This window comes from Streptomyces fumanus (assembly GCF_014655295.1).
GTDB classification, from domain to species: Bacteria; Actinomycetota; Actinomycetes; order Streptomycetales; family Streptomycetaceae; genus Streptomyces; species Streptomyces fumanus.
This window is the reverse complement of record NZ_BNBI01000014.1, coordinates 125,262-140,610: the sequence shown is the minus strand read 5'-3', so window position 1 is coordinate 140,610 and position 15,349 is coordinate 125,262. Positions and strand designations below refer to the sequence as shown.

General features: G+C 73.5%; 15 protein-coding genes. 8 read left to right on the top strand and 7 right to left on the bottom strand.

Going from position 1 to position 15,349, the window contains the following annotated elements; translation table 11 throughout:
• Nucleotides 1–31 precede the first annotated feature (31 nt).
• Entirely contained in the window at nucleotides 32–1,300 is a 1,269-nt protein-coding gene (locus tag IE316_RS28275; protein WP_190207350.1) for a VWA domain-containing protein, read from the top strand.
• On the top strand, nucleotides 1,300–2,076 hold the full coding sequence (locus IE316_RS28270; RefSeq protein WP_190207349.1) for a hypothetical protein: 777 nt from the start codon (nucleotides 1,300–1,302) through the stop codon (nucleotides 2,074–2,076). Before IE316_RS28275 ends, IE316_RS28270 begins: the two co-directional genes overlap by 1 nt.
• 32 nt (nucleotides 2,077–2,108) lie before the next feature.
• Here IE316_RS28270 and IE316_RS28265 read toward each other — a convergent pair whose 3' ends face one another.
• Nucleotides 2,109–2,735: a winged helix-turn-helix transcriptional regulator gene (locus tag IE316_RS28265; RefSeq protein ID WP_190207348.1), complete on the bottom strand. Its 627-nt coding sequence runs from the start codon at nucleotides 2,733–2,735 to the stop codon at nucleotides 2,109–2,111.
• 87 nt (nucleotides 2,736–2,822) lie between these two features.
• Between IE316_RS28265 and IE316_RS28260 the strand changes: the two genes are divergently transcribed.
• From IE316_RS28260 to IE316_RS28235, 6 genes are all read left to right on the top strand, one after another.
• The gene (locus IE316_RS28260; protein WP_190207347.1) at nucleotides 2,823–4,031 is read left to right on the top strand and encodes a pyridoxal phosphate-dependent aminotransferase; all 1,209 of its coding nucleotides are present in this window, start codon (nucleotides 2,823–2,825) and stop codon (nucleotides 4,029–4,031) included.
• A 104-nt stretch (nucleotides 4,032–4,135) separates the two neighbouring features.
• Nucleotides 4,136–6,394 carry an AbeC-like domain-containing protein gene (locus IE316_RS28255; protein ID WP_190207346.1) on the top strand — a complete coding sequence of 753 codons (2,259 nt, stop codon included), beginning with the start codon at nucleotides 4,136–4,138 and terminating at the stop codon, nucleotides 6,392–6,394.
• 41 nt (nucleotides 6,395–6,435) lie between these two features.
• Nucleotides 6,436–6,837: a DUF5955 family protein gene (locus IE316_RS28250; protein ID WP_190207345.1), complete on the top strand. Its 402-nt coding sequence runs from the start codon at nucleotides 6,436–6,438 to the stop codon at nucleotides 6,835–6,837.
• Nucleotides 6,838–6,932: 95 nt separating this feature from the next.
• Nucleotides 6,933–7,532: a histidine phosphatase family protein gene (locus IE316_RS28245; protein ID WP_190207344.1), complete on the top strand. Its 600-nt coding sequence runs from the start codon at nucleotides 6,933–6,935 to the stop codon at nucleotides 7,530–7,532.
• Nucleotides 7,533–7,580: 48 nt separating this feature from the next.
• A complete protein-coding gene (locus IE316_RS28240; RefSeq protein WP_190207343.1) occupies nucleotides 7,581–8,222 on the top strand; it encodes a hypothetical protein in 642 nt (213 codons plus the stop codon).
• Nucleotides 8,223–8,283: 61 nt separating this feature from the next.
• Nucleotides 8,284–8,706 (top strand): acyl-CoA thioesterase, encoded by a 423-nt coding sequence (locus IE316_RS28235; protein WP_190207342.1) that lies wholly within the window; start codon nucleotides 8,284–8,286, stop codon nucleotides 8,704–8,706.
• 146 nt (nucleotides 8,707–8,852) lie between these two features.
• Here the strand turns inward: IE316_RS28235 and IE316_RS28230 are convergent, their stop codons facing one another.
• The 6 genes from IE316_RS28230 to uraD form a co-directional block, all read right to left on the bottom strand.
• Nucleotides 8,853–10,238: a nucleobase:cation symporter-2 family protein gene (locus tag IE316_RS28230; RefSeq protein ID WP_190207341.1), complete on the bottom strand. Its 1,386-nt coding sequence runs from the start codon at nucleotides 10,236–10,238 to the stop codon at nucleotides 8,853–8,855.
• Nucleotides 10,239–10,475: 237 nt separating this feature from the next.
• Complete coding sequence (locus IE316_RS28225; protein WP_190207340.1) at nucleotides 10,476–11,855, bottom strand: 8-oxoguanine deaminase; 1,380 nt, start codon at nucleotides 11,853–11,855, stop codon at nucleotides 10,476–10,478.
• A 41-nt stretch (nucleotides 11,856–11,896) separates the two neighbouring features.
• Nucleotides 11,897–13,312: a nucleobase:cation symporter-2 family protein gene (locus tag IE316_RS28220; protein WP_190207339.1), complete on the bottom strand. Its 1,416-nt coding sequence runs from the start codon at nucleotides 13,310–13,312 to the stop codon at nucleotides 11,897–11,899.
• Between the two features lie 63 nt (nucleotides 13,313–13,375).
• Nucleotides 13,376–14,299: a factor-independent urate hydroxylase gene (gene pucL / locus IE316_RS28215; RefSeq protein ID WP_190207338.1), complete on the bottom strand. Its 924-nt coding sequence runs from the start codon at nucleotides 14,297–14,299 to the stop codon at nucleotides 13,376–13,378.
• 6 nt (nucleotides 14,300–14,305) lie between these two features.
• Nucleotides 14,306–14,704: a hydroxyisourate hydrolase gene (uraH, locus tag IE316_RS28210; RefSeq protein ID WP_190207337.1), complete on the bottom strand. Its 399-nt coding sequence runs from the start codon at nucleotides 14,702–14,704 to the stop codon at nucleotides 14,306–14,308.
• Nucleotides 14,701–15,219 carry a 2-oxo-4-hydroxy-4-carboxy-5-ureidoimidazoline decarboxylase gene (gene uraD / locus IE316_RS28205; RefSeq protein ID WP_190207336.1) on the bottom strand — a complete coding sequence of 173 codons (519 nt, stop codon included), beginning with the start codon at nucleotides 15,217–15,219 and terminating at the stop codon, nucleotides 14,701–14,703. Before uraD ends, uraH begins: the two co-directional genes overlap by 4 nt.
• Between the last annotated feature and the right edge of the window lie 130 nt (nucleotides 15,220–15,349).

The following is a 15,349-nucleotide window of genomic DNA, read 5'->3' as shown; positions in this document are numbered from 1 at the left end:
GTCCGGCGCTCCGGGTCCATAAGATCCGCCGATGATCATAAGTAAACGCTTCGCGGCGGGCGCGGGCGCCCTGCTCGCCGCGCTGGCGGCGGGCCTGGCCCTGCCGGCCGGGGCCGCCGCCGGCGAACCCACGGGCGAGGACGCGCCGAAGGTCGACCTGGTGCTGGACGTCAGCGGTTCCATGCGGACCCGGGACATCGACGGCGGCTCCCGGATGGCGGCGGCGAAGCGCGCGTTCAACGAGGTGCTCGACGCCACCCCCGATGAGGTCCGGTTGGGAATCCGGACCCTCGGGGCCGACTACCCCGGCGACGACAAGAAGCGGGGCTGCCAGGACACCGCGCGGCTGTACCCGGTGGGGCCGCTGGACCGCACCGAGGCCAAGGCGGCCGTCGCGACGCTCGCGCCCACCGGCTGGACCCCGATCGGGCCCGCCCTGCTGGCGGCGGCCGACGACCTCGACGGCGGGACCGGCTCCCGGCGGATCGTGCTGATCAGCGACGGCGAGGACACCTGCGCCCCGCTGGACCCGTGCGAGGTGGCCCGCGAGATCGCCGCCAAGGGCATCGGTCTGACCATCGACACCCTCGGCCTGGTCCCCAACGCCAAGATGCGGCAGCAGTTGAGCTGCATCGCCGAGGCGACCGGCGGGACGTACACCTCGGTCGAGCACGCCGACGAACTCACCGACCGGGTCAGCCAGTTGGTGGACCGGGCCGCCGAGCCGGTGGTGACGCCGGTCGCCACCGAGGGCGCGGACACCTGCGCGAAGGCGCCGGAGCTGACATCCGGGCTGTTCACCGACCGCGCGGAGTTCGGCCAGCAGCGCTGGTACCGGGTGCAGGTGCCGCCGGGCAAGGAGCTGCGGGCGTCGGTGAGCGTGTCGGCCGACCGGGCGGTGGCGCCCTCCTACGGGGTGCTGCTGCGGGCGGTGACCGGGCACGGCCGGGAGATCGTGCGCGGCGAGGCGGCGGGCGACGGCCGCACCGACGTGGTCTCCACCGGCCTGCGCTACCCCGAGGCGGAGGCCGGCGACGAGGACGAGGAGACCGCCGAGGCGGTGTGCCTGCAGGTGACGCACTCCTTCGCGGCGCGCGCCGGTGTGAAGACCACGCCGGGGCTGCCGCTGGAGCTGACGGTGGACGTGGTGGACGGCCCCTCGGACGCGGACGACGTGGCCTCGTTCGGCCTCGGCCGGGGCTGGTGGCTGCTCGGTGTGCTGGTCCTGGTGGGCTTCCTCGCCGGGCTGGTGTGGGGCTGGGTGTCCCGCTGGCGGGTCGCGGTCTGGAGGACCAACTGATGCGTATCGCACGAGTGCTGGGCGCCGCGGCGCTGCTGCTGGGCCTGGCCGCCGCCCCGGCGGCGGCCGACTCCTCGCCGTCGCCGTCGGCGGACGGCGGGGCGCCCACGCAGGCGGGCACGTCGTTCCGTACCGCGACCGAGATCGAGCAGGGGCAGCGGGCCACCGCGAGCGGCTCGGCGGGCGACTACCTGTACTGGTCGTTCCCCGCGGACACCGGGCAGCGGCCGACGGTGAAGGCGACCGTGAAGCTGCCGGACACGCACGCCGCCCAGACCTGGCAGGTGGACGTGTACGACGGGCTGCGGCGCCGCCAGGCGTGCCAGTACGGGGCGCAGACCCGCACCGCCGCGCCGGGCACCTCCTCGGTCGAGCTGGCCTGTGTGCTGCGCACGGTCCGGGCCTGGGCGGAGCCGTGGGCGAACGACCCGCTGCCGGGCACGTACTACGTCCGGCTGACGGTGACCGGTGTGCCCACCTCCGACCTGGGGCTGCCGGTCGGCGCCGAGGTGCGGGTGGACTCGAAGGACATGGGCGGCGCGGCGGCGGTGGACGGTTCGCTGGCCCAGCCCCTGGTGCCGGGCGTGGCCATGAAGACCGACGACGAGGCCGCCCTGTTCGACCTCGACCCGGACGACGGCTGGTCCTCGGGATGGTGGTCCGACCGCTGGGTGTGGACGGCCGCCGGTGCCGTCCTGGCCGCGCTGGCGGGGATCGGCGGGTACGCCCTGACCCGGGGGTCGGGACGGCCCCGGCAGGTGCCGCCGGGGATGTGACGCACGGGGGGGTCCGCGGACAGCGGGCCCCCTCACCCTTCTGCGAGCGCCTTCGCCAGGGTGCCCTCCCCGCTCACCTCGGCCCGTCCGGTGCGCACCGCCTCGGCCAGGCTCAGCTCGCCCCGGCCGACCGCCGCGCAGGTCCCGGCGTCCAGGACCAGCCGGGCGTCCGGTTCGGCGGGGGCCGGGCCCTCGCCGTACACCGGGCCCTCCCCGGCGCCCGCGTACAGGTGGAACACGCCCTCGTCCAGGCGTACTTCGACCAGGCCCTCGCCGGGCAGCTCCCGCAGCAGGGGCAGCGCGAACCAGTGGGCGCGGACCGCGTCCGTGGGCCGGCGCTCCCCCAGTTCGCCCGCGCCCCACGCGCCGAGCGCCTGGAGCACCGGCAGCAGCGCCCGCCCCCGCGCGGTGAGTTCGTAGACCGAGACCGCGCCGGGCGGGGGCAGCCTGCGCCGGGTCGCCAGCCCCTCGCGCTCCATGTCCTTCAGCCGGGAGGCGAGCACGTCCGTGCTGACACCCGGCAGGTCCGCGTGCAGGTCGGTGTAGCGCCGCGGCCCGGCCAGCAGCTCCCGGACGATCAGCAGGGTCCAGCGGTCGCCGACGGCGTCGAGCGCGCGGGCGGCGGAACAGTACTGGTCGTAGCTTCGGCGAGGTGACATGCGACGCAGTGTAGACAACGTGTTGGACTTTCCAAGCGCGCACTTGGTAAAACCAAGCAACACCAGTCACCGGAGGGGAAGCGGCGCATGGAGTTCCGTCAGTCCAACAAGCTCAGCGAGGTCTGCTACGAGATCCGCGGCCCGGTGATCGAGCACGCCGACGCGCTGGAGGAGGCGGGCCACAGCGTGCTCCGCCTGAACACCGGCAACCCGGCCGCGTTCGGCTTCGAGGCCCCGGAGGAGATCCTCCAGGACATGATCCGGATGCTGCCCCGGGCGCACGGCTACACCGACTCCCGCGGCGTCCTCTCCGCCCGCCGCGCGGTCGCCCAGCGCTACCAGCCCCTCGGCCTGGAGGTCGGCGTCGACGACGTCTTCCTCGGCAACGGCGTCTCCGAGCTGGTCTCCATGGCCGTACAGGCCCTCCTGGAGGACGGCGACGAGGTCCTGATCCCCGCCCCCGACTTCCCCCTCTGGACGGCGGTGACCACCCTGGCGGGCGGCAAGGCGGTGCACTACCTCTGCGACGAGCAGGCCGAGTGGTACCCCGACCTCGCCGACCTGGAGGCGAAGATCACCGACCGCACCAAGGCGGTCGTCATCATCAACCCCAACAACCCCACCGGCGCCGTCTACCCCAGGGAGATCGTCGAGGGCATCTGCGACCTCGCCCGCCGCCACGGCCTGATGGTCTTCGCCGACGAGATCTACGACCAGATCCTGTACGACGACGCCGTGCACCACTCGGCCGCCGCCGTCGCCCCCGACCTGGTGGTGCTCACCTTCTGCGGGCTGTCCAAGACCTACCGGGTGGCCGGGTTCCGCTCCGGCTGGCTGGTCGTCACCGGGCCCAAGCAGCACGCCCGGGACTACCTGGAGGGCCTGACCATGCTGGCCTCCATGCGGCTGTGCGCCAACGCGCCCGCCCAGTACGCCATCCAGGCCGCGCTCGGCGGCCGGCAGTCCATCCACGAGCTGACCGCGCCCGGCGGACGGCTGCGCGAGCAGCGCGACGTGGCGTGGCGGAAGCTGAACGAGATCCCGGGCGTGTCCTGCGTCCGGCCCAAGGGGGCGCTGTACGCCTTCCCCCGGATCGACCCCCGGGTGCACAAGATCCACGACGACGAGCGGTTCGTGCTGGACCTGCTGCTCCAGGAGAAGATCCAGGTGGTGCAGGGCACCGGCTTCAACTGGCCCTCCCCCGACCACTTCCGCATCCTGACGCTGCCCCACGCGGACGACCTGGAGGCGGCGATCGGGCGGATCGGCCGGTTCCTCAGCGGATACCGGCAGTAGACGCCGGCCCGGCCCACCGGTGTGCGCCGTTCCGGCCCGCGCGGCGAGGGGGATGCCCTAGAGTGCGGCCACCGGTCCGGGGGGAACGGGGAGGGGGGCACCCAGTGGGCTTGCGTACGCGCCTCGCGCTGCCGGTCCTGCTCCTCGTGCTGGCGGGCAGCCCCCCGGCGCAGGAACCGCTCTCGGACTTCTACGCGGCTAGGTTCTACGGCGACGAGTCCGCGAACAAGCCGCTGCGCTGGCTGCTGGAGGCCGCCTTCACCCCCGGGTGGGACATCGACCCCGAACGGTACGGCGGCACGTCCGCCCTGGTCGCGATCGACCTCGGGGCGCTGGTGCTGTTCGCGGGGCTCGTCCTGCTCGGCCGGTGGCTGTCGGCCCGCCGGCGGCCCGGGTGGCGCGGTTGCCTGGCGGTGGGCGTCCTCGCCACGCTGGTCGCCAACTTCGCGGGGCTGGGCCTCTACACGGGTCTCGTCGACGGGGTCCAACTGGCGCCGGCCGGCACGCTGGTGACGAACGCGGTGCGCGGCGCCCTGGTCTTCGGTCTCGCGGCCGGCTCGCTGCTGGCCTGCACGCTGGCCGGGTGGCCGGGCGGGACCACCGGAGCGCGGCCCGGAGCACGCCGCGCGGAAGGGGGAGCGACCGTGACGACCGCACCGACCCACCTGCCGGTCGGCAGCGCGCCGGGGGACGTCACCCGGTACCTGTGCGCCGGGGCCTACCTGGACGAGCACTTCGCCGACCGGGTCCTGGAGGAGGTGCTGGCCGACGAGACCAGCGCCGTCGCCGCCGCCCCCGGCGCCGACCCGGCGGCGGTGGTACGGCACTGCCTGACCGCCCAGGACCTGCGCCACCGGCGCGATCTGCGGCTGGCCGGGGCCGTCGGCGCGGTCGTGCTGATCGCGCCGCTGTGGCTCCTGGTCGTCCTGCTGGTGCTCGCCCTCCCCCGGCAGGCGACCGAGGGACGGCGCAGCCCGACGACCCGGGGGCGGCCCCAGCCCCCGCCCGCGGTCCTGGTGGGCGCCGCCGTCACGGCCGGTATGGCCGCGCTGATCGCCCTCGGCCTGGGGATCGCCGCCGCCGCGCTGCCGGTGGACGGCTTCCCGGGCTGGCTGCTGGGCACCTATCTGGCCGGCGTACCGGCCGTGCTCGTCTCCGTGGCCGCCGCCGCCTTCGCGTACGCCACCGTGCTCCGGCACGACCTCGCCGTCGACCGGCTGCTGCGCACCACCCTGACCCGCGAGACGTACACCCCGCCGGCCGGCCCCGTGGGTGACCGGCCGGACTGGGTCGGCGGCCGGCTGGCGGCCATCGAGGAGGCGCGCGAGGGCAACGTCACCGTCTACAGCGGCTACAGCCCGTTCGTCGGCTACGCGGCCACCGACTCCCAGTGGTCCCTCGCGGTGCCGCTGCTGCCCGCCGAGAACACCGCCGGCCTGCGGGCCCGCCCCGCCGGGCCGGAACCCTTCACGCTCCCCGAACTCGTCGGCGAGATCCGCGACCGCCTGCGCGCCCTCGCCGCCCGGGGGCCCGGCACCGGCACCCCCGCGCCGGACCTCGGCTCCCTCACCGTGGAGGACCGGGTCTTCGTCAGCGGCACCACTCTCGGCGACGACGAACGCTTCCTCGGCACCACCGTGTCCCCGGCCGTCCGGCTGCCGGCCGAAGCGGTCGAGGAGATCATGCTCCGTCCGACCGGCACCCGCCGCCACTTCCTCGCCGTCCACGTGCCCCTGTGGGGCGGCGACGTGGTGCCGAGCACCTTCCTGCACCTGGCGGTCGTGGGGCGCACGCTCCACCTGCACACCGACCACCACGTGCTCGGCCCGGTGCCCGCCGCCTACCACGTCGTCGACCTCCTCGGCGGCGACCTCACCCCGGCCGCGCACCGGGGACTGCTGGTGAACGCCCTGCGCCACACCGGCCCGACGCTCCTGTCCGCGCCCTTCCGCGCGCTGCGCCACGCCCGCTTCGACGCCCGCCACGACAGACGGACGGCGGACGAGCTGACCGCGATGCGGGAGAACCCGGTGTACGACTTCGGCGCCCGGGTCGGCCTCCGGGAGCTGGCGGTGAGCCCCGACTACCACAACTACTTCCAGGTCGTCGACGCCCGGCGGATCACCGCCCTGGTCGAACGGCACACCCTCGCCGCCGTCCGGGCCTTCCTCGACCGGCGCGGCTACGACACCACCGACTTCCGCGCCCAGCAGCAGACCATCCTCAACCAGGGCCTCATCCAGCAGGGCGGCACCAGCATCATCGGCAACCAGGCGATCGGCACCGGAGCGCGCGCCACCACCAACCTCCCCCGGGGGACCGGCCCGGCCGCCCCCGGGGGCGCCGCCGTCCCCGACGAATGACCCGGCAAGCACAGCGGTCCGACGAGCAGGAGGTCCATGTCATGCGTGACGACGAAGGCCACCAGGAGCCTCCCGTCAACCACGGAGTGGTCATCAGCGGAGGCACCCATTACGTGGGCAACCAGGCCGTGGGGCAGGGCGCCCGGGCGTTCACCGGCTCGGTCTCCTTCCCGCCGCAGAACGCCGAGCAGGCCGCCAGGACCGCCGAACTCCTGGACCGGGTGGAGCGGTTGCTCCAGGAGCACCGGGAGGCGCTGGCCGACCCGGAGGCGACCGGCCGGGAACTGCGGCGGCTGCGCGAGGAACTCGACGAGGAGGAGCCGCAGCCCACGGTCCTGCGCCGGGCCCTGGACCGGCTCACCGCGTTCGTCCAGCCGGTCGGCCCGCTGGTGACGGCGGTGGGGCAGCTCGCGCAGTCCGTGCAGGGCCTCCCCCTGCCCTGAGCGCGGCCCCGGGGGGCGGCCGTCCGGCCGAGTACGCCGGGCGCCGCCCCGGCCCCGTGTGGCACCGTGCCGGAAGGCGAGCGAAAGGCAGGCAGGTGGGTGATCTCTTCCTGGTCCGGCACGGTGAGACCGAGTGGTCGCGGTCCGGGCGGCACACCGGCTCCACCGACGTCCCGCTGACCGACCAGGGCCGGGAGCAGGCCCGGCGCCTGGTGCCGCTGATCCGCTCGCACCGGATCGGGGCCGCCTTCGTCAGCCCGCTGCAACGCGCCCGCGAGACGGCCGAGCTGATCGGCCTCCAGGGCGTGCGGATCGACGCCGACCTGCGGGAGTGGGACTACGGCGGCTACGAGGGCGTCACCACCGTGGAGATCCAGCGGACCCGGCCGGGGTGGTTCCTGTTCACCGACGGGGTCGCGCCCGGACCGCCGGAGCACCCCGGGGAGACGCCGGAGCAGGTCGGGGAGCGGGCCGACCGGATGCTGGCCAAGGCGGACGCCGCGCTCGCCGACACCGAGGGGTGCGTGGTGCTGGTGGCGCACGGACACTTCCTGCGGGTGCTCACCGCGCGGCGGCTGGGGCTGCCGCCGTCCGCCGGGGCGCTGTTCCAGTTGGCCACCGGGACGCTGTGCCGCCTGGGCACCGAGCACGGGCGGCCGGTGGTCGCGGCCTGGAATGTCAGACCCCCGGCGTAGCCTGCGAAGCGGGTCGCGGGTCCACCGGACCGGGAGGGGGGATACGCCGTGACACGTCCGCCGACCGCCGCGCAGCGGCGGGTCATCGAGGCCGCCGATCCCGGCACCGGGCGGCTGCGGGGGACCGAGGCGCAGCTCGCCGCGCTGGTGAAGCGGGGGCTCGCCTTCCGGCACCCCCGTCCGCCGCACGACCACTTCCTGACCCCGGCGGGACACCGGATCCGGCAGGCCCCCGCGACCGAGGCGGCCGAGGCGCCCCCGGCTGCCGCTCCCGCGCGGAAGGACGACGGGGTGTTCGCCGCCCGGGTGGGGGGCGCCGACGAGCCGCCGGTCACCGAGCCCGACCGGCTGCGCGAGGTGCGCGGCGCCTGGGCCGGGCTGCTGGAGCTGCGGCGGATGACCCGGCCGGACGGGGCGACGGACCGGCTCTGCGACTGGGAGCGCGCGCACCTGGTGCGGGCCGCCGCGCTCGCCCTGGAGGCGGCCGGGCACCGTCCGGCCGACGCCGCGGGCGACGGCTACCGGGTCCGGGCCACCCCGCAGCCGGAGGCCGTCGCCGTGTACGCGCCGGACGCCGGGGCGCTGCGGGCCGCGGCGGCCACGCTGGAGGCGGCGGGCTGGCAGGCCGGCGAGTACACCGAGCCGCGGACCAGGGTGCGTTATCTGCTGGCGTCCCCGCGCAAGGTGTGACGGACATGCCAAGATCGGGGGGCAGGGCCCCGGGGGGCGTCCACGACGAGAGGCAGCAGTGGTGAGCGAACCGTTTTCCGTTCCGGTGACCGTCCGCGGGTACGAGACAGACGTGCAGGGACACCTCAACCAGGCCGTGTACCTCAGCTATGCGGAGCACGCCCGCTGGTCGCTGCTCCAGGCGGCCGGGATCAGCCAGTCCACCCTCCTCGGCAAGGGCGTCGGCCCGGTCGCCCTGGAGACCGGCATCCGCTACCGGCGGGAGCTGTTCGCCGGTGACCAGGTGGAGGTGACCTGCGGCTTCGAGTGGACCGGGGGCAAGACCTTCCGTATCCGGCAGACCGTGCGCAAGGCGGACGGCACGGTGGCCGCCGAGATCGACGGCCTCGCCGGGCTGATGGACCTCAAGGCCCGCAAGCTGGTCCCGGACCCCCGGGAGTACTTCCGGGCACTGGCCTCCGACCCGGCGCTGTTCGGCCTGTAGCGCCACCGGGAGGGCGCCGGTACCGCACGGCACGGACGGAACCACCGGCGCCGCACGGAGGAAACCGTCGGCGCCGCACGGGCAGAACCGCCGGCGCCGCACGGGCAGGACGCCGGCGCCCCGCAGGGAGGCGCCGGCCGCGTGCGTCAGGGGGTCGCGGTCGCCCGGGTCGCGCCGCTGATCTCCTCGCCCGCCTCCATCGGATGGGTCACGTCCTGTGCCTCGCGGCCCTTGCCCAGGTGGTTGAAGACCAGGTTGAGCAGGACGGCGGCGACACAGCCCGTGGAGATCCCCGAGTCCAGAATGATCTTCGCGGTCTCCGGGAAGGCGTGGTAGAACTCCGGCGCGGTGATCGGGACGATGCCGACCGCGAGGGAGACCGCCACGATCAGCACGTTGTTGTCCTTCTCCAGCCCGGCCCGGACCAGGGTCTGGATGCCGCTGGCCGCGACCGAGCCGAACAGCACGACGCCCGCGCCGCCGAGCACCGGGCGCGGCACGACGGCGATGAGCGAGGCGGCGACCGGGCACAGGCCCATCAGGATCAGGAAGCCGCCGCCGGCCGCGACGACGAACCGGCTGCGGATCCTCGTCATCGCCACCAGCCCGATGTTCTGGGCGAAGGCGCTGCACATGAAGCCGTTGAACAGGGGGCTGAGGGCGGAGCCGAGGGTGTCGGCGCGCAGCCCGGCGGCGATCGTCTTCTCGTCGGCGGGGCGCTCGACGATCTCGCCGAGGGCGAGCATGTCCGCGGTGGACTCGGTCATGGAGACCACCATGACCACGCACATCGACACGATCGCCGCGATCTGGAACTGCGGCGCCCCGAAGTGGAACGGGGTCGGGAAGCCGACCACGTCCGCGTCGGCGACCGGCCCGAAGTCGGTGACGCCGAACGGGATCGCGATGAGCGTGCCGACGACCAGGCCCAGCAGGACGGCGATCTGCTTGACGAAGCCCCGGGTGAAGCGGCGCAGCAGCAGCACCACGGCCAGGGTCAGGGCGGCCAGGCCCAGATTGGTCGGGGAGCCGTAGTCGCCGGCCCGGCTGTCGGGGCCCTGGGCCCAGCCGAAGGCGACGGGCAGCAGGGATATGCCGATCAGGGTGATGACGGTGCCGGTGACGACCGGCGGGAAGAAGCGGACCGCCTTGCAGAAGACGGGCGCGGCGAGGAAGCCGAGCACTCCGGCGACGATGACCGCGCCGAAGATCAGCGGCAGCGCGTCGGACTTGTCGTCGGTGGCGGCGACGATCGCGGTCATGGGGGCGACACCGGCGAAGGTGACGCCGTTGACGAAGGGCAGCCTGGCGCCGATCTTCCAGACGCCGAGGGTCTGCAGCAGGGTGGCGAGGCCGGCGGTGAACAGGCAGGCGCCGGTCAGGAAGGTCAGTTCGGTGCCGGAGAGGCCAACGGCCGCGCCGACGATCAGGGGTGGGGCGACGACCCCCGCGTACATGGCCGCCACGTGCTGGAGGCCGGTGGTCGCCATCTTCACGGGGGGCAGTTTTTCGTCAACTGGGTGGTCGGCCACGGCGGCTCGCCTCCGGTCGGTTGCACGTCGACTCCGACGTGGGTGTCAAGGAGGTGGTACTGGGGTCGTGCGGGACCAGGGACGGGTGAGCGGGGGGTGGGGGAACCGCCCCGGGGCGCGCGCGTCCCCGTGCGCGCCCCGGGTCCGGCCGCCGGGACCCCTGGTGGGGGTCGCCGGCTGCCGGCCGGGAGCCGTCCCTCCCGGCCGGAGATCAAGTGCCGTACGCGAGTACGGTGTTCAGCCGCCCGTGGCGATCCGGGCGAGGCGGCGGGCCTCGTCGCGGGTGGCGCGGGCGATGGCGTCCTCGTCGGCGGTGAGCAGCCTGCCGTCCTCGACGATCTGGCGGCCGTCGACGAAGGAGGCGGTGACGGGGGCTGCGGCGCCCAGCACCAGGGCGGCCACCGGGTCGGCGATGGAGGCGTGGGCGAGGGTGTCCATCCGCCAGAGCACCAGGTCGGCGAGCTTGCCCGGCTCCAGGGAGCCGATCTGCCCGGCCCGGCCGAGGACCTGGGCGCCGCCGTAGGTGCCCAGGCGCAGCGCCTGCCGGGCGGTGAGGGCGGCCTCGCGGTGCGCGCCGAGGCGGTTGACCAGCAGGGCGTTGCGCAGTTCGGTGTGGAGTTCGCCGGACTCGTTGGAAGCGGTGCCGTCGACACCGAGGCCGACCGGGACACCGGCGGCGAGCAGGTCGGGGACCCGGGCGATGCCGGCCGCGAGGCGGGCGTTGGAGGAGGGGCAGTGGGCCACGCCGGTCCGGGTGCGGGCGAAGGCGGCTATGTCGGAGTCGTTCATGTGGACGCAGTGCGCCATCCACACGTCCTCGCCGAGCCAGCCGGTGGACTCGAAGTAGTCGGTGGGGCCCATGCCGAACAGCTCGTGGCAGAACTTCTCCTCCTCCACCGTCTCCGAGCCGTGGGTGTGCAGCCGCACCCCGAGCCGGCGGGCCAGTTCGGCGCCCTGGCGCAGCAGTTCGGTGGAGACGGAGAAGGGGGAGCAGGGGGCGACGGCGACCTGGGTCATCGCGTCGGCGGACGGGTCGTGGTGACGCCGTACGGTGTCCTCGGTGGCGGCGAGGGCGTCGTCGAGGCTCTCCACCGCGAAGTCCGGCGGCAGTCCCCCGTCGGACTCGCCGCGGTCCATCGAGCCGCGGGCCAGGGTGAAGCGGACGCCCATCTCCCGGGCGGCGCCGATGATCGCGCCGGAGAGGTCGCCGGTGCCGCGCGGGAAGACGTAGTGGTGGTCCATGGCGGTGGTGACGCCGCCGCGGGCCATCATGGCCAGCGAGCCGTTCGCCGCCGCCCGGACCATCTCCTCGTCGATCCGCGCCCAGGTCGGGTAGAGCGCGACCAGCCAGTCGAACAGGTTGTGGTCGGTGGCCAGGCCCCGGGTGATCCACTGGTAGAAGTGGTGGTGGGTGTTGACCAGTCCGGGGGTGACCAGGTGACCGGAGGCGTCGATCCGGCGGACGACGTTCTCCAGTCCCCCGGGTGCCGCGCCCGCGCCGACCGACTCGATGCGGTTGCCGGCGATGACGACGTGCCCCGTGGCGTACTCGGTGTCCCGGGCGTCGACGGTCGCCACCGCGCCGTTCTCGATCACCGTGCGCTGGACTGCTGCCATGGTTCGTCCTTCTCTCATCGTGGGCAGGGCACGGCAGGACCCTAGGAGGATTTGAGTGCCGGAGCCGCCGTGGAGCCGCTCCGGGTGCCGAGATGGTGGAAGAACAGGTTGAGCGTGACCGCGACGATCGCGCCGGCGCTGATGCCGGAGCCGAGCACGGTCTGCGCCCAGGCCGGGAAGTCGGCGTAGAAGGTCGGCGCGGCCAGCGGGATGATCCCGGCGCCGAGGGCGACGGCCACCAGGATGATGTTGGAGCTGTCGTCCAGTCCGGCCTCGGACAGGGTGCGGATGCCGCTGACGGCGATCGAGCCGAAGAGCACGATGCCCGCGCCGCCGAGCACCGGCATCGGCACCAGGGAGACGACCGCGCCGAGCACCGGGAAGGCGCCGAGGACCAGCAGGGTGGCGCCGGCCGCGGCGACCACGTACCGGCTGCGCACCCGGGTCAGGGAGACGACGCCCACGTTCTGCGCGAAGGCGGAGGTGGGGAAGCCGCCGAAGACCGGGCCGACCAGGGTGGCGATGCCGTCGGTGCGCAGGCCCCGGGTGATCACCTCGGCGTCCGCGCGGCGGTCGCAGATCTCGCCGAGGGCGAGCATGCCGGCGCTGGACTCGGTCATCAGCACCAGCATCACGATGCACAGCGACAGGATCGCGGCGGGCTGGAAGACGGGGGCGCCGAAGGCGAACGGCGTGGGCAGCGCGGCCACGGGCGCGGAGCCGATGGCCGAGAAGTCGGCCATGCCGAACGGGATGGCGGCCAGGGTGCCGACCAGCAGGCCGAACAGCAGGGCCACTTGCTTGACGAAGCCCCGGCCGAAGCGCTGCATCAGCAGGATCACGACGAGGGTGAACGCGGCGAGCGCCAGGTGGGACATGGAGCCGAAGTCGGCGGCGGTCTCGTCGCCGCCCTGCGCCCAGCTCACCGGGACCGGCATCAGCGTGACCCCGATGAGGGTGATCACCACGCCGGTGACCAGCGGCGGGAAGAAGCGCAGCAGTCGGCCGAAGAACGGTCCGACGGCCAGGCAGAAGGCCCCGGCGACCATCACCGCGCCGTAGACGGCGGGGAGTTGGGTGCCTTTGTCGTTGGTCTCGGCGATCGCCAGGATCGGGGCGATGCCGGCCGAGGAGGCGGCGTTGACGAACGGCAGCCGGTTGCCGGCGAACTTCCCGGCCCCGATGGTCTGGACCAGGGTCGCCACACCGGCGATGAGCAGTGACGCGGCGATCAGCCGGGTGCGGGCCGCGAGATCGAGGCCGCACGCCTGGCCGATGATGAGCGGAGGAGTGACGACGCCCGCGTACATGGCGGCGATGTGCTGGAGCGCGGCGGGGACGAGCCGCGAGGGGTGGAGCTTCTCGTCCACCGGGTGCACGGACGTGACGGCGTCCTCGATGTGCTCCGGCGGGGTGGAACAGGGGGCTTTCGCCGGCCCCTTTGCAGGCTGTGCCATGGTGTTCCCTCCGGTGTGGCGGGCCCCGGCCCCGGTGCCGGGACCGGGGGCCCGCGTCCCGCGTCAGAGGTTGGTCATGTCGACCGGGATCCGTGCCTCGCAGCCGTCCCGCAGTACCGTGGCCTCGATCAGGCCGTAGGGGCGGTCGGCGGCGAAGTACACCTCGTTGTCGTTCTTGAGGCCGAACGGCTCCAGGTCGACCAGGAAGTGGTGCTTGTTCGGCAGCGAGAAGCGGACCTCGTCGATCTCGCCGCGGTGGTTGATGATGCGCGCACCCATCTGGTACAGGGTCTGCTGCAGCGAGAGCGAGTACGTCTCGGCGAACGCCTGGAGCATGTGCTTCTTCACCTGCTCGTAGGACTTCTCCCAGTGGGGCGCCTTCTGCTCGTCGTCGGTCCAGTTGAACCGCCAGCGGGCGGCGACCTGGGTGGCCAGGATGCGGTCGTACGCCTCCTGGAGGGTGGTGTACTTGTCCTTGACGTAGCCCCAGAACTCGGAGTTGGTCGAGTTCATCACCACCAGGTCCTTCAGACCGGAGATCACCTCCCACTTCTCGCCGTCGTAGGTGATCTGGGTGAGGCGGGTCTCCTGGCCCTTGCGGACGAAGGAGTGCTTGACCTCGTCGGCGCCGATGAACTTGGAGTTGGCGTCGGAGGTCTCGATCCGCTCCCAGGCGTACTCCTCGATGCGGATCCGGGCGCGGTGGATCGGCTCCTGGGAGGTGACGAAGTGCCGGGCGAGGTGGATGCCGAACTGCTCGGCGGACTCGATGCCGTACTCCTTGGCGAACGCGAACACCGTGTTCTTGGTGGTGTCGGTCGGCAGGACGTTGGCGTTGGAGCCGGAGTAGTGGACCTCCTCCATGTCGCCGGAGAGGGCGACGGAGACGTTGAGGTCCTTGATGTGGTGGGTGGCGCCGTCCCGCGTGATCTTGACGACTCGGTTCTCGGCCTTGCCGTACTGGTTCTGTCCCAGGATCGTCGGCATGTGTCGCTAGCTCCCTCGGTAAACGGAGTAGCCGAACGGGTTGAGCAGCAGCGGTACGTGGTAGTGCTCGCCGGGCTTGACGGCGAAGGTGATGGCCACCTCGGGGAAGAACGCACCGCTGTCCCGATTCGCGGGGGCGTCCTGCTGCGCATCGGCTCGCTGATTCGCTGATGTGTCGAAGTACGGCTCCACCGCGAAGTCGAGCCGTACGTGGGTGGTGCCCTCCGGCAGCGCCGGGAGGTCCTTGCAGCGCCCGTCGGCGTCGGTCGCGGAGCCGCCGAGGTCCTGCCAGTCCCCCTCGTGCCCGGCGCGGGCGGCGAGGCGGACGGCGATGCCCTCGGCGGGGCGGCCGGCGCTGGTGTCCAGGACGTGCGTGGACACGGAGGCGGTGGTGCTGGTGCTCATGGTCGGGCGTCCTCTTCGACGAGTCGGGCCAGCCGGATGCGGTTGATCCTGCCCAGTTCGGTGCGGACGATCTCCCGCTCCTGCTCGGGCGAGTTGCCGATCCGCTCCTTCACGGCGTCCCGCATCTGCTCGGCGCTGCGGCCGGTGGCGCAGATGAGGAACACATGGCCGAACTTCTCCTGGTAGGCGAGGTTCAACTCCAGCATCTCCGCCTTGAGTTGCGCGGAGGCGCCGGCCATGCCGCTCTGCTCCCGGGCGGACGTGGGGTCGCCGGGCCTGGGGCGGCCGATCGGCGGGTGCCCGGCCATCGCCTCCGCGAGGTCCGCCGCCGTCAGGTCGGCCATGGCGGCGTCGCTCGCGGCGTACAGGTCCTCGACGGTGGCGCAGGGGCGGGCGGCGAGCAGCCGCCGTACCCACGCCGTGGAGGCACACGCCTCGTGGAGCGCGGCGAACGCCGCGGATTCCTCAAGGGTGTTGAAACGGGCCAGGCCCGGCGGCGGGGAAGTGGACGTCACGGGAGAGCCTCCGTGGCCTTGTGCTGAACTGGCGTGCCGATAGCTAACGCGCTCCGCAACACAGCGTCAACAGTTTGTTGAAAATTCGCGGTAAACAAAGCCGCCGTCCGATTGCCGGACGGCGGCGTGT

Excerpts from the sequence above, each read along its gene's own strand:
- IE316_RS28275 (WP_190207350.1), top strand. The coding sequence starts at position 32 with ATGATCATAAGTAAACGCTTCGCGGCGGGCGCGGGCGCCCTGCTCGCC.
- IE316_RS28270 (WP_190207349.1), top strand. The coding sequence starts at position 1,300 with ATGCGTATCGCACGAGTGCTGGGCGCCGCGGCGCTGCTGCTGGGCCTG.
- IE316_RS28265 (WP_190207348.1), bottom strand. The coding sequence starts at position 2,735 with ATGTCACCTCGCCGAAGCTACGACCAGTACTGTTCCGCCGCCCGCGCG.
- IE316_RS28260 (WP_190207347.1), top strand. The coding sequence starts at position 2,823 with ATGGAGTTCCGTCAGTCCAACAAGCTCAGCGAGGTCTGCTACGAGATC.
- IE316_RS28250 (WP_190207345.1), top strand. The coding sequence starts at position 6,436 with ATGCGTGACGACGAAGGCCACCAGGAGCCTCCCGTCAACCACGGAGTG.
- IE316_RS28225 (WP_190207340.1), bottom strand. The coding sequence starts at position 11,855 with ATGGCAGCAGTCCAGCGCACGGTGATCGAGAACGGCGCGGTGGCGACC.
- IE316_RS28220 (WP_190207339.1), bottom strand. The coding sequence starts at position 13,312 with ATGGCACAGCCTGCAAAGGGGCCGGCGAAAGCCCCCTGTTCCACCCCG.
- pucL (WP_190207338.1), bottom strand. The coding sequence starts at position 14,299 with ATGCCGACGATCCTGGGACAGAACCAGTACGGCAAGGCCGAGAACCGA.
- uraH (WP_190207337.1), bottom strand. The coding sequence starts at position 14,704 with ATGAGCACCAGCACCACCGCCTCCGTGTCCACGCACGTCCTGGACACC.